This is a genomic window from Variovorax sp. GW822-FHT04A09, from assembly GCF_058801005.1.
The window spans coordinates 1,770,127-1,783,035 of sequence record NZ_JBXAMV010000001.1; the positions used below are offsets into that span (position 1 = coordinate 1,770,127).

The window sequence follows — 12,909 nt, forward strand, 5'->3', positions numbered from 1 at the left end:
TGCCCTCAGACGCGTTCGTACAGCGTGACCACGCAGGCGCCGCCCAACCCGAGGTTGTGCTGCAGCGCCATCCGCGCGCCTTCGACCTGCCGTTTGTCCGCCGTGCCGCGCAGCTGCTGGACCAGCTCCGTGCATTGCGCAAGACCCGTGGCGCCCAGCGGATGGCCCTTCGACAGCAGGCCGCCCGAGGGGTTGGTGACGACCTTGCCGCCGTAGGTGTTGTCGCCGTCGACCACGAACTTCTCCGCGCCGCCGACCGGGCACAGGCCCAGCGCCTCGTAGCTGATGAGCTCGTTGTGCGCGAAGCAGTCGTGCAGTTCGACCACGTTGATGTCCTGCGGGCCGACACCGGCCGCGTCGTAGACCTTCTGCGCGGCTTCCTGCGCCATGCTGAAGCCGACCACCTCGCGCATGTCACGCGCCTCGAAGGTGATGGCGCGGTCGGTGGTCATGGCCTGGGCCTTGATGCGCACGCTGCGGTCCAGCCCGTGGCGTTCGGCGAAGCGCGGCGAGCAGACGATGGCGGCTGCGGCGCCGCAGGTCGGTGGGCAGGCCATGAGCCGCGTCATCACGCCGGGCCACATGACGGGCGCAGCCATCACCTCGTCTTCGGTGACGACGGTGCGAAACAGCGCCACCGGGTTGTTCGATGCATGGCGGCTGGCCTTGGCGCGGATCTTCGCGAAGGTCGACATCTGCGTGCCGTACTGCTGCATGTGGGCCAGGCCCGCGCCGCCGAAGTAGCGCAGCGCCAACGGCACCTGCTCGTTGCCGACCAGCTCGTCGGTGATCGATTCGAAGTGGTCGAACGGGCTCGGGCGGTCGTTGAACACCGCACCCAGCGCGCCGGGGCTCATGTGCTCGAAGCCCAGTGCCAGCACGCAGTCGGCCGCGCCGCTGGCCACGGCCTGGCGCGCCAGGAACAGCGCGGTCGAGCCGGTGGAGCAGTTGTTGTTGACGTTGACGACCGGAATGCCGGTCATACCGACTTCGTAGAGCGCGCGCTGGCCGGCGGTGGAATCGCCGTACACGTAGCCGACGTAGGCCTGCTGCACCAGCTCATAGCCGATGCCGGCGTCTTTCAGCGCGGCATTGGTGGCGTGTGCGGCCATCTGCGGGTAGGGCTGGTTCGCGCCCGGCTTGGTGAAGGGGATCATGCCGACACCGACAACGTGGACATCCTGGCTCATGAGGGGCTCCTGAAGTGAATGAACGAGTGAAAGAGGAAGAGGCACAGGGCTCAGGCTACGCTTCGTTGGCGCCCTTGCCAAAACGGTTCGCGCAGGCAGGTCTTGAGCACCTTGCCCGCACCCGACAGCGGCAGCGCCTCGACCACCGCCACGCTGCGCGGGCATTTGTAGTTGGCGATCAGCGCCTTGCAATGCGCGATGAGCGCGTCGGCCGCCAGCTGCTGCTGGCCCGGCTTGAGCACGAGCACCGCATGCACGGCTTCGCCCCACTCCTCGCTGGGGATGCCGATGACCGCGCAGGCCGCCACGGCCGGATGCTGGTTGATGGCGTTCTCGACCTCGGCCGAATAGATGTTCTCGCCGCCGCTGATGATCATGTCCTTCAGGCGGTCGACCACGAAGATGTAGCCGTCGTCGTCCATGTACGCGCCGTCGCCCGTGTGCATCCAGCCGCCACGCACGGCCGCGGCCGTCTGCGCGGGCTGGTTCCAGTAGCCCTGCATCACGTTGGGGCCGCGCACCGCGACCTCGCCCACGGTGCCGCGCGGCACTTCGTTGCCCTCGGCGTCGACGATGCGCACCTCGGTGCAGTAGCTGGCGCGGCCCGCCGAGCGCAGCTTTCCCCGGCGCTGGCCTTCGGCCGTGTGGTTGCGCGCCGGGTTGACGGTGGCCAGCGGCGACAGCTCAGTCATGCCGTAGGCCTGCACGAAGTCCACGCCCGGGAAGGCCGCCATCGCGCGGGTCAGCACCGCCTCCGAGATCGGCGAAGCGCCGTAGGTGATGCACTTCAGGCTGCTGAGGTCGCGCGGCTCGCGCATCGCCGGATGGTCGACCAGCATCTGGATCATGGTGGGCACCAGCAGCGCGTGCGTGACACGGTCGTTCTCGATGGCGTTCAGCACCGCCTCGGGGCTGAAGGCCGGAATGATCGCGTGCGTGTTGCCCTCCAGCCAGTGCGGCGCGGCCAGGCCCATGTCGGCCAGGTGGAACATCGGCGCGGCATGCAGGTAGCAGCCGTCGGGCGCGGCCAGGCCTTCGGCATGCAGGGCCAGCCCCGAGCTGCCCATGTTGGTGTGGCTCAGCATCACGCCCTTGGGAAAGCCGGTGGTACCACCGGTGTAGAAGATGCCCGCCAGGTCGTCGTCGCAGCGGCCGGCGTCGGGCACGGGCGAGGCGGCCTCCAGCAGCGCCTCGTAGCCGAGCATGCCGGGCGGCGTCGGGCCGTCGCCGCAGTAGATCACCTCGCGCAGGCTGCTCGCCTGCCCGCGCATCTGCTCGACCACCGCGCGGAAGGTGTCGTCCACCAGCAGCAGCGTGGAGCCCGAGTCGTCGAGCGAGTACAGGATTTCGGCCGCCGACCAGCGGATGTTGCAGGGGTTGAGCACGCCGCCGCCCCAGGGCACGGCCATCTGGTATTCGAGGTAGCGCGCCGAATTGAGCGCCAGCATGGCGACGCGGTCGCCCGGCTGCATGCCGAGCCCCTGCAGGGCGCCCGCCAGGCGCGCGACCCGCTCGGCATAGGCGCGAAAGCTCAGGGTGCGGCCGGCGGCGCGCACGGCGATCCGGTCGGGGTGCTGCTGCACGCTGCGGTGCAGCGACTGGGTCAGGTACATGGCGGTTGTCTCCGTTCGGTTCTTGTGTAGGCGCATGGTAGAAACCGCGCCGTGCCGCGGCGATTGCGCTTCGCATCGCCCGCATGGCAGAAAACCTCAATCGACACCCGCGCCGCCACCGGATCTGATCCGCTCACGCATGCTGCAACCGCCCGTCACCATCCCGATCGTGTTCGTCCAGGGCATGCTCTCGGGCGTGCGCGCGCGCGGCGACGACGCGCCGATCTGCATCGACACCGCGCTGCAGGACGCCGGCATCGCCCCCGCCCTGCTCGACGCGCCGGGCGCGCGCGTCACGGCCGAGCAGTACGTGGCGCTGTTCGCGCTGCTGATGGAGCGGCTGGACGACGAGGCCCTGTGCTTCCTGTCGCGCCGCCTGCGCTGCGGCAGCTTCGCGCTCATGACCCGCGCCACGATGGGTGCCCCCACGCTCGAAGTGGCGCTGCGGCGCGTGGCCCGCACCTTCAGCCTGCTGCAGGACGACCTCGAGATGGTGCTGCTGCACGAAGGGCCGCTTGCGGGCTTCGGCCTGCGGGTGCAGGGCATGCCGAGCGCGCCGCTGAACTTCCTGCACGAGCTGATGCTGCGCGTGTACTGGCGGCTCTTTGCCTGGCTGCACGGCGGCCGGCTGACGGCGCGTCGCTTCGACTTCGGCTTCGAGCAGCCGCCCTACGCGGCGCGCTACAACAAGGTGTTTCCCGCGCCGCTGCAGTTCGGCCAGCCGCTGTCGGCCGTGTGGTTCGACGCCAGCGCGCTGGCCACGCCGATCCGCCGCGACGCGCGGGCCATGCGCGACTTTCTGGCCGCCGCGCCGGCCCACGTGATCCTGCCGCCGCTGGGCGAGCTGGCCGTGAGCGCGCGCGTGCGCACCGTGCTGCAGCAGCACCGCCCGGCCTGGGCCGACCTGGCCACGGCCGCGCGCAGCCTGCACATGTCGGTGAGCACGCTGCAGCGCCACCTGGCCACCGAGGGCACCTCGTTCCAGTCGCTCAAGGACCAGCTGCGGCGCGACGTGGCCATCGTGCGCCTGAACACCAGCACCGTGCCGCTGGCGGCGCTGGCCGAGGAGCTGGGCTTTTCGGACAGCGCGGCGTTCCAGCGCGCATTCAAGACCTGGACCGGCGGGGCGCCGGGGTCGTACCGGCGGCGGCCTGGACCCGACCCCGAGGCCTGAAGCTACCCGCCTACCACTTGACCCGCACGCCGAGCGATCCGTTGATCGAGCTCTTCACCTTGGCATCGCCACCTGAGGACCACAGCTTGCCAACTTCGCCGTAGAGGCTGGTCGCCTGGCTCAGCGCCAGCGTGAAGCCGCCTGCGAGTTCGGTGCTGGTGCCGCCGGTCGGTGCCACGATGTCGGTCGTGGTCGCGCCGTTCACGAAGCGTGCGATGTCGGTGCCGCTCGAGGTCTTGTAGATGTTGACGCGGCCGTAGGGCTGCAGCACGCCCAGGCCGGTGTCGAGCTGGCCCTTGACCCGCACGCCCGCGCGGGCGATCCAGCTGCTGTCGGCCTGCGGCTGCGCGATGGCACCGACGATGGCCGAGTTGCCCAGGTCCATGTGGTGGTGGATCAGCTGCAGCTGCGGCTCGACGCGCCAGCCGCTGCCGCCGATCGCGAAGGACTGACCCACTTCGATCGAGCCCAGCAGGCTGTTCCCCTTGCCGCCCACGCCCGCGCCGAGCATCGGCTCGACCGTGTAGCGGTGACGGCCCGACTGCACCACGGCATCGGCATAGAAGCCGCTGTCGGCGGTGTAGGTGCCGTACACGCCGACGTACTGGCTGCGCAGGTCGTTGCGGCCCACCGCGAGGTTGCGGATGCCGCTGGCAAAGCCGCTCACGCGGGCATCGCCGTCGAGCTGGCCGACGTACAGACCGGCGCGCCAGTTCGGCGTGGCGAGCAGGTCGGTACCGGCCTGGAAGCCGGTGAGGCGGCCCTTGCTGGTGGGCGAGACGGTGCCGCCCTGCTGGATGTCGATGTCGGTGGAGAGCACGCGGGCCCAGGCGCGGCGGTCGGAGCCCGTCGGCGTGCTCGCGGCGCCCTTCACATCGTCGTCGCCCACGCGCTTGCGCACATCGCCCAGCATCGCGAGGTTGCCCTGGCGCAGCTGGCCCGGCAGCGCGGCGTAGAGCGCAGCCTCCGGTCGGTAAGTGACGACGGGCAAGCCCACCGGCTGGCCCGGCGCCACCGCATCGGTGGTGGAGCGCAGGTACCAGCTCTCGCCCGCGCCCTTCGCATCGGCGGCATGCAGGCGGTACTCGTAGGCGCCTGCGTCGACGTGGCCGCCGGCCAGCGAGAAGGCGTCCTTCGTGGTCTGCGCGGTGGTGGTCGCGCTGTTCTGTGCGGTGATGACTTCGATGCCATTGCCGCTCGTGAGTGCACCCAATCCGCCGAGGTTGCTGATCTGCACTTGGGTCTTGCCGCTGGCGACGGCGGTGAGGCCGTCGAGCACGAGGCGGTCCGAGGGGCCGGTGCCGTTGAGCGTCGTGCTCAGCTTCAGCACGCCGTTCGTGCCGACGTAAGCGCCCTTGACCGTGAGCGTCGTGCCTGCGGTCGTGCCGGCCAGGGACACGGTGCCGCTGTTCTTCAGCGACGCGACGGTCTGATTGAAGCCCGCTAGGTCGAGCGTGGCACCTGTGGCCACGCTGTGCGCAGAAGCCGCGCTCAGCGTGTTCGCCGCGCCGGCCTTCAACGTGCCCTGCGCCACGTTCGTCGCACCGGTGTAGGTGTTGGCGCCCGACAGCGTCAACGTGCCCGTGCCCTGCTTGGTGATGAAGCCGCCGCCGCTGATCGCACCGCTCAGCGTGCCGCTGAACGCACCGGTGTCGATGACCGGGTCGTTGTTGCCCGTCAGCTTGATCGTGTTGGCGATCGTCAGGCCGTCCGCGCTGAAGCCCAGCGTGGTGTCGTCGTCCATCGAGAGCGTGCCGGTGCCCAGCGCCTGGTTGTGGCCCACGTTCAGGCGGCCCTGGCGCAGCGCCGTGCCGCCGGTGTGGGTGTTCTCGCCCGACAACGTGAGCGTGCCCGTGCCTACCTTGACGAGCGAGCCGCCCACGCCGGAGATCACGCCCGAGATTTCGGTGTCGGTGTTCAGGGCGCCCGTGGTCAGTGCCTTCGCGCCGAGCAGCACCCGGCCTGCGCCTTCGAGCGAACCGATGGAGGTGCCCGGCGTGCCGAGCTTGGACAGGAAGACCGTGCCACCCGCCTTGTTCACCACGCTCGCCTGGGCGGCCGTTGCGTTGTCGCGCATGTCCAGCGTCCCGCCAGCCTCGTTGACGATGGTCGCCTGCTCGGCGGAGGCATCGTCCCAGAGGTTGGTCGCGCCGCCGGCGAAGTTGGTGATGTGGGCCTTGCCCGCCTTGGCGTCGAACCAGACCGTGACCTGGCCGCCGCGGTTCTCGATGGTGGCGTTGCCGGCGGTTGCGTTGCCGCGGAAGTCGATCGAGCCACCGGCATGCGCCACCAGGGTCGCGCGGCCGGCCGAGGCGTTGTCCTGGAACTGGACGAAGCCACCGTTGCCCGGTTGGGCAGCGCCCGCCGTGATCTGCAGGTTTTCCGCGTCCGCGCTGCCACTGAAGACCAGGCCGGCGCCACTGCTCACGCCCACGGGGCCGGTGCCCACCGCGCCTGTCGCGCCCACATTCAACGTGCCGCCGTCGACCTGCGTGCCACCCTTGTAGCTGTTGGCCGAATTGAGCAGCAGCTCGCCGCCGCCGATCTTGCGCAGACTGCCCGCGCCGCTCATCGTGCCCGCGAAGCTGCTGCTGGCCACCTGGTCGAAGACCACCCGGGCGTCGTTGACGATGGGGCCGCGCAGGCTGGTGGTGTCGCCCTGCAGCGTGCCGGCGCGCACGAGCGTTCCGCCGGTGTAGGTGTTGGCGCCCTGGAGGACCAGCGTGCCCAGGTCGTCCTTCGTGAGGCCGCCCGCGCCGGTCAGCACCGACGCGATGGTGGCCTGCATCTGCGCCCCCGAGGCCGTGCCGTCGCCGACCTTGATGACGGTGTTGGCATTGCCCAGCGTCAGTGCGTCGCCGTTGACGACATAGCCGCTGGTGGAGAACTGCGCGCCATCGATGCTGATCGCGCCGCCCGTGTTGTCCACCCGGACCGTGCCGGCCGCGCCGCCGAACAGCGCGAACTGGTTCTGCTTCCAGCCGGTGTTGGTCTTGCCGTTGGCGCCGGTCCAGCTGTCGGACGGATCGTTGAGGGTGGAGTTGCCGATGCGCCAGGTGCCGGAGCCGCCGCTGATCGTGCCGTCGTTGTAGGTGGAAGCGTCGCCGCCCGCGCCGTCCCAAAAGCCGAGCGACACGCCCTTGCTGTTGATCAGGTTGATCTCGCCCAGCACCGACGACTGCACGTGCAGGTCGCCGGCCGCCGTGCCCGCGGGCGCTGTGCCGATGTTCAAGCCGTTGTCGACCAGCGAACCGGTGTAGCTGATCAGGCGGTACAGGCCGGGCCCGAAGGTGCCGCCGGCCGATTGCGCCACGTTGAGCGTGCCGTCGAGCACGAGGCCGCCGTTGACCTTGACGAGGTCATTGAGCGGACCGCCTACCGTGCCCGCCTGGCCCAGCTCGTAGTTCAGGAAGGCACCGGGGTCGAAGCGCAGCATGCCCGTGGTCAGCGTGCCGAGGTTGCTGCCCGGTGCGAGCGTCGCGCCGTTGGCGATGGTGACCTGGCCCGCGATGCTGCCGCCGCCGCTGAGCGTGGCGCCGTTCTTGACCTGCACCGTGCTCGTGCCCGTGGCGCTGCCGGTGGTGTTGTTCACGCGCAGCGTGCCGGCGTTGACCTCGGTCGCGCCGGTGTAGGTGCTGGCGCCCGTCAGTTCCAGCACACCCGTGCCGTTCTTGGACAGGGTGCCGGAGCCGCTGATGACGCCTGCGTAGCTCAGGCTGTCCGCGCGGTCGAAGACCAGGTCGCCGTCGTTGGCGATGGTCCCCGTGATGCTGCCGGTGGTGCCGCCCGCGCCGATCTGCAGGATGTTGCCGGCCACGACGGTGGTGGTGCCCGTGAAGGTGTTGTCGCCGGTCAGGGTCAGCTTGCGCGCGCCCTTCTGCAGCAGGCTGCCGGTGCCGCTGATGTTGCCGGCGAAGGTGGTGTCGGCGCTGCGGTTGAACACCAGCGCGGCGTTGTTGGCAATGTTGCCGACGATGCTCCCGCTGTCGCGGATCTCCAGGGTGCCGGCGTTGAGGGTCGTGCCGCCGGTGTAGGTATTGGCAACCTCAAGGCTCAGCGTGCCCGCGCCCTCCTTGACCAGGGTTCCTCCACCCGTGATTTCCGCGCGCACCGCCAGCGTGGCGGCCTGGGCGTCGAACACGTTGTTGCCAGCACCCAGGCCGATCTTGTAGCCCGCGCCAGGCGTGAGGGTCAGCTGGCTGCCGCTCGCACCACCGCGGTAGGTGACACCGGCAACGGTGACGTTGTCGCCCAAGGTCACGGTGTAGCTGCCAGTGGCATCGCTGCCCGCCGCGAACACGGCGCTCGAGCCGTCGATCCACGCCACGGTCGGGCCAACTCCGCCCGCGTCGACGTTCCAGAAGCGCTGCGCATTCGTACGGCCCCACACGCCCGATGGCGCGCTGCCGCCCGCGCCAGCCGATGTGCCGTCCAGGTCCCAGTAGTAGGTGCCGGCAGCCAAGGTTACCGGCGTCAGGCGCAGGGTCGTGTTGCCATCAGACGGGAGGCCACTCGAGTACCCAGCCACGTACGACGTGTAGCCCCCGAGCGCGCTCGCCAGGCTTCCGCCCCAGGCGACTTGGCCGCCTTGCCCCGCCAGGATGGCGGCCAAGCCCGCGTCATTGAGCGCCACGGTCAGCGCGCTGGAATTCGGCGTCGAAGGCGACACCTCGGCTTGGCCGATGGCGAGGCCGCTTCCCAGTTCGTCGAACCTCGCGAGGTCGACGCCGGGAGAGGAGAGCCCTGGAATGTCGCCCGTGTACCGGTGGAATTGCAGCACCGTGCCTGCGGCCGGTATGCCACCCAGGCTGAAGGCATTGAACTGAAACGCCGCCGTGATCACCTGGTCCGGCGCCAGGGACAGGTTCGGTACGTTGAAGACAAAGTACGACCGGTAATTTCTGCAGGCAGAAGTGCAATCCGAGCCCGTGACGTAGTTGTAGTTCCCCACCACATGAGGATCGACATCGCTCTGCCACCCCCGGTCGGACGTGTTGAGCATGATGTCCGGCACTGCGGCTGCGGCGCCCACCCCGGCCAGCAGTCCCGCCGCCGCCAGCACAACACCGCCCGCGAGCTTGCCGCGTGCGCGCGTGAGTTCGGAAACAGCCACCCAGGCCCCCAACGACGAGTTCCAGAGGCTGCGATGTGCTTTGTTCATGGGGAGAAAAACCTTGAAAAGAGAGGCCGACTGCACCAGAAATGGGCAAACCGTCAGTAAACGTTTATTTTTGTAAATAATTTGTTTCCCACCCATCACCGAAACTAGTTATTCATGCACCCCGCCGCCTTGCTGGGTTTTCGGAAACTTCCGTACGTCCAGCAATCCGGCGCGACAATCTGCCGCATGGCTTCCGCACCCGACCTCCCTCCCCTCAACCGCCAGTTCGTCGCCCACTTCGGCGAGATGGGCAGCAAGTGGGGCATCAACCGCACCGTCGGCCAGATCTACGCACTGATCTTCCTGTCGGAGCGCGCACTCAATGCCGACGAGATCGCCGAGATGCTGGAGTTCTCGCGCTCCAACGTGAGCATGGGTTTGAAGGAGCTGCAGGCCTGGCGCCTCGTGCACCTGCGCCACCACGCGGGCGACCGGCGCGAGTACTTCGAGGCGCCGAAGGACGTGTGGGAAATCTTCCGCGTGCTGGCCGAGGAACGCCGGCGCCGCGAGATCGAGCCCACGCTCTCGATGCTGCGCAACGCGCTGCTCGAATCGCCCACCAGCGACGCCGAACGCCACGCACAGGCCCGCATGCGCGAGATGCACGACCTGATCGACCGGCTGATGAAGTGGTTCGACGACGTACAGCGCCTGGCGCCCGAGACCGCCATGCAGCTCATGGGCATGGGCGCGACGGTGACGAAGGTGCTGACGCTCAAGGACCGCCTCACGGGCGGTGCGTCGAAGAAGAGCAAGGGCCCCGCGGGCGACAGCTGAGTCGCGCGGCGAGGCGAAGGAAACGGGCGAAGGGCTACGCCTTCGCAGCCCTCACAGCCGTTCCTGCCCCTGCGGGGTTTCCGGCGTGCCGAGCTTTTCCTTGCGGATGGCCTCGTCGTCCATCAGCTCGTACCACATGGCGTTGAGCACGGCGAAGGCGGCGGCCAGCGGCAGGCCGAGGATCCAGGCGAAGTACCACATGTCTTTTTCCTTCCCGTTTCAGTAGGCGTGTCCGCTCTCGTCGCGGATGGCTTGCTCGTCGACCTTGCCCCACAGCACGTGGTAGACCCAGGTGGTGTAGGCCACGATGATCGGGATGAAGATCGCGGTGACCACCAGCATGATGAACAGCGTCAGGTGGCTCGACGACGAATCCCACACCGTGAGGCTGGCGCGCGGGTCGATCGACGAGGGCAGGATGAACGGGAACATCGACGCGCCCACGCTGAGGATGATGCCGGCGATGCCCAGTGCCGCCGTGAGCAGCGCGAATCCCGGCCGGCGCAGCACCAGCCCGAGCAATGCGCCCAGCGTGCCGACGAAGCCCGCCGCCGGCGCGGCGATGGTCCAGGGGTGCGCCGCGTAGTTGCCCATCCAGGCGCCAGCATGCAGCTCGACGGTCTTGAGCATCGGGTTCGACGGGCCCACCGCGTCGACCACGCTGCTGATGCGAAAGCCGCCGATGCCCATGGCCAGCCACACGCCGGCCAGCGCGTAGAACACGAGCGTGAGCACCGCCGCGACCATGCCGTAGCTGCGTGCACGCTCGGCCACCGGCCCGGCGGTCTTGAGCAGCAGCCAGGCCGCGCCGTGCATCACCAGCATCGCCACCGACACCAGCCCGCAGAGGATGGCGAAGGGGTTCAGCAGGCCGAAGAAACTGCCGTCGTAGAAGATGTGCATGTCGGCGCCGAAGCGGAACGGCACGCCCTGCAGCACGTTGCCCACGGCCACGCCGCAGATCAGCGCGGGCACGAAGCCGCTGAAGAACAGCACGCCGTCCCAGCGCGCGCGCCACTGCGGCGACTCGCGCTTGCTGCGGAACTTGAAGGCCACCGGCCGCAAGATCAGCGCCGACAAAATCACGAACATCGCCAGGTAGAAGCCCGAGAACGACACCGCGTACAGCTGCGGCCAGGCCGCGAAGACGGCGCCGCCGCCCAGGATGAGCCACACCTGGTTGCCCTCCCACACCGGGCCCACGCTGTTGATGACCACGCGCCGCTCGATGTCGTTGCGCGCGGCAAAGGGCAGCAGCATGCCGGCGCCCAGGTCGAAGCCGTCGGTCACCGCGAAGCCGACCAGCAGCACGCCGATCAGCAGCCACCAGATGAAGCGCAGGGTGTCGTAGTCGAGGAGTGTGTGGAGGATCATGCGGCGCTCCCGGTCGAGGCAGAAGAGGAAGACGTGGCGGCACGCGCCGGTGGAATGTGCGAGCGCGCATCGCCCTCGGTGGGCGCATGCTCGACCTCGGGGCCCTTGCGGATGGCCTTGAGCATCAGCTTCATCTCGATGATGAGCAGCGTGGTGTAGATCGCGATGAAGCCCGCGAGCGTGATCAGCAAGGTCGTCACGCCCAGGTTCGACACGGCCACCGCGGTCGGCAGCACGCCCTCGATCACCCAGGGCTGGCGGCCGAACTCCGCCACCAGCCAGCCGGATTCGATGGCGATCCACGGCAGCGGAATCGCCCACACCGCGACCTTCAGCAGCCAACGGTGGCGGTCGAGCGCACGGCGCGCCGACAGCACGAAGAAGGTGCCCGTCAGCAGGATCAGCAGCATGCCGATGCCCACCATCACGCGGAACAGCCAGAACAGCGGCGCCACCTGCGGCACGGTGTCCCACGCGGCCTTGGCGATCTGCTCGTCGGTGGCCTGGCGCGGATCGTCCACGTAGCGCTTGAGCAGCAGCGCGTAGCCCATGTTGATGCCGTTGTCCTCGAAGTCGCCGCGCACGCCCTGCGTGACCTTGTCGGTGCCGCCGGCCTCGCGGATCTTCTGCAGCGCGTCGTAGGCCTTCAGGCCCTCGCGGATGCGGGCTTCGGCGCGCTTCACGAGCTCGTCGATGCCGGGCATCACGGTGTTGAGCGAGCGCGTGCCGATCAGGCCCATCACCGCCGGGATGTGGATCGCGTAGTGCGTCTCGCGCGCCTTCTGGTCGGGGAAGCCGATCACGGTGAAGGCGGCGGGCGCGGGCTGCGTCTCCCACATGCCTTCGATGGCGGCCAGCTTCATCTTCTGGTGTTCGCCCGAGAGGTAACCGCTCTCGTCGCCCAGCACCGCCACCGACAGCGCGGCGGCCAGGCCGAACGACGCGGCCACGGTCATCGAGCGCTTGGCCAGTTCGATGTGGCGGCCCTTGAGCAGGTACCACGCCGACACGCCGAGCACGAACACCGCGGCGCACACATAGCCGGCCGACACGGTGTGCACGAACTTGGCCTGCGCCACGGGGTTGGTCAGCACGGCGGCGAAGTCGGTCACCTCCATGCGCATGGTCGCGGGGTTGAAGGCCGCGCCCACGGGGTTCTGCATCCAGCCGTTGGCAATGAGGATCCACAGCGCCGAGAAGTTGGAGCCGATGGCCACGGCCCAGGTGGCCGTGAGGTGGCCCACCTTCGAGAGCTTGTCCCAGCCGAAGAAGAACAGGCCCACGAAGGTCGCTTCCATGAAGAAGGCCATGAGCCCTTCGATGGCCAGCGGCGCGCCGAAGATGTCGCCGACGTAGTGGCTGTAGTAGCTCCAGTTCATGCCGAACTGGAACTCCATCACGATGCCGGTGGCCACGCCCATCGCGAAGTTGATGCCGAACAGCACGCCCCAGAACTTGGTCATGTCGCGCCAGATGACGCGCCCGGTCATCACGTAGACCGTCTCCATGATGGCCAGGATGATCGACAGTCCGAGCGTGAGCGGCACGAACAGGAAGTGGTACAGCGCCGTCACGGCGAACTGCAGGCGCGAGAGCGCGACGATGTCAAGGTCCATGGGG

The 12,909-nt window shown here is 68.8% G+C and carries 8 protein-coding genes; 2 read left to right on the forward strand and 6 right to left on the reverse strand.

The annotated features are described in order from the left end of the window. Positions 1-5: 5 nt before the first annotated feature. Both AC1RLW_RS08005 and AC1RLW_RS08010 read right to left on the reverse strand, forming a co-directional pair. A complete protein-coding gene (locus AC1RLW_RS08005) occupies positions 6-1,190 on the reverse strand; it encodes a lipid-transfer protein (RefSeq protein ID WP_493192696.1) in 1,185 nt (394 codons plus the stop codon). A gap of 50 nt (positions 1,191-1,240) precedes the next feature. Continuing rightward, entirely contained in the window at positions 1,241-2,803 is a 1,563-nt protein-coding gene (locus tag AC1RLW_RS08010; RefSeq protein ID WP_493192697.1) for a long-chain-fatty-acid--CoA ligase, read from the reverse strand. Between the two features lie 139 nt (positions 2,804-2,942). Between AC1RLW_RS08010 and AC1RLW_RS08015 the strand changes: the two genes are divergently transcribed. Then, a complete protein-coding gene (locus tag AC1RLW_RS08015) occupies positions 2,943-3,977 on the forward strand; it encodes an AraC family transcriptional regulator (RefSeq protein ID WP_139703804.1) in 1,035 nt (344 codons plus the stop codon). A gap of 10 nt (positions 3,978-3,987) precedes the next feature. Here AC1RLW_RS08015 and AC1RLW_RS08020 read toward each other — a convergent pair whose 3' ends face one another. After that, positions 3,988-9,138, reverse strand: a complete 5,151-nt coding sequence (locus AC1RLW_RS08020; RefSeq protein ID WP_493192698.1) for an autotransporter outer membrane beta-barrel domain-containing protein — start codon at positions 9,136-9,138, stop codon at positions 3,988-3,990. 186 nt (positions 9,139-9,324) lie between these two features. On the opposite strand from AC1RLW_RS08020, the gene AC1RLW_RS08025 reads away from it, so the two are divergent. Next, a complete protein-coding gene (locus AC1RLW_RS08025) occupies positions 9,325-9,915 on the forward strand; it encodes a GbsR/MarR family transcriptional regulator (RefSeq protein WP_307694085.1) in 591 nt (196 codons plus the stop codon). A gap of 51 nt (positions 9,916-9,966) precedes the next feature. Here the strand turns inward: AC1RLW_RS08025 and cydX are convergent, their stop codons facing one another. From cydX to AC1RLW_RS08040, 3 genes are read right to left on the reverse strand one after another with little or no spacing between them, the layout of a single operon-like run. Then, complete coding sequence (gene cydX / locus AC1RLW_RS08030; RefSeq protein WP_062475789.1) at positions 9,967-10,116, reverse strand: cytochrome bd-I oxidase subunit CydX; 150 nt, start codon at positions 10,114-10,116, stop codon at positions 9,967-9,969. 18 nt (positions 10,117-10,134) lie between these two features. Continuing rightward, positions 10,135-11,289, reverse strand: a complete 1,155-nt coding sequence (cydB, locus tag AC1RLW_RS08035) for a cytochrome d ubiquinol oxidase subunit II (RefSeq protein ID WP_062475791.1) — start codon at positions 11,287-11,289, stop codon at positions 10,135-10,137. After that, on the reverse strand, positions 11,286-12,905 hold the full coding sequence (locus tag AC1RLW_RS08040) for a cytochrome ubiquinol oxidase subunit I (RefSeq protein WP_095744809.1): 1,620 nt from the start codon (positions 12,903-12,905) through the stop codon (positions 11,286-11,288). Before AC1RLW_RS08040 ends, cydB begins: the two co-directional genes overlap by 4 nt. Positions 12,906-12,909: the final 4 nt, after the last annotated feature.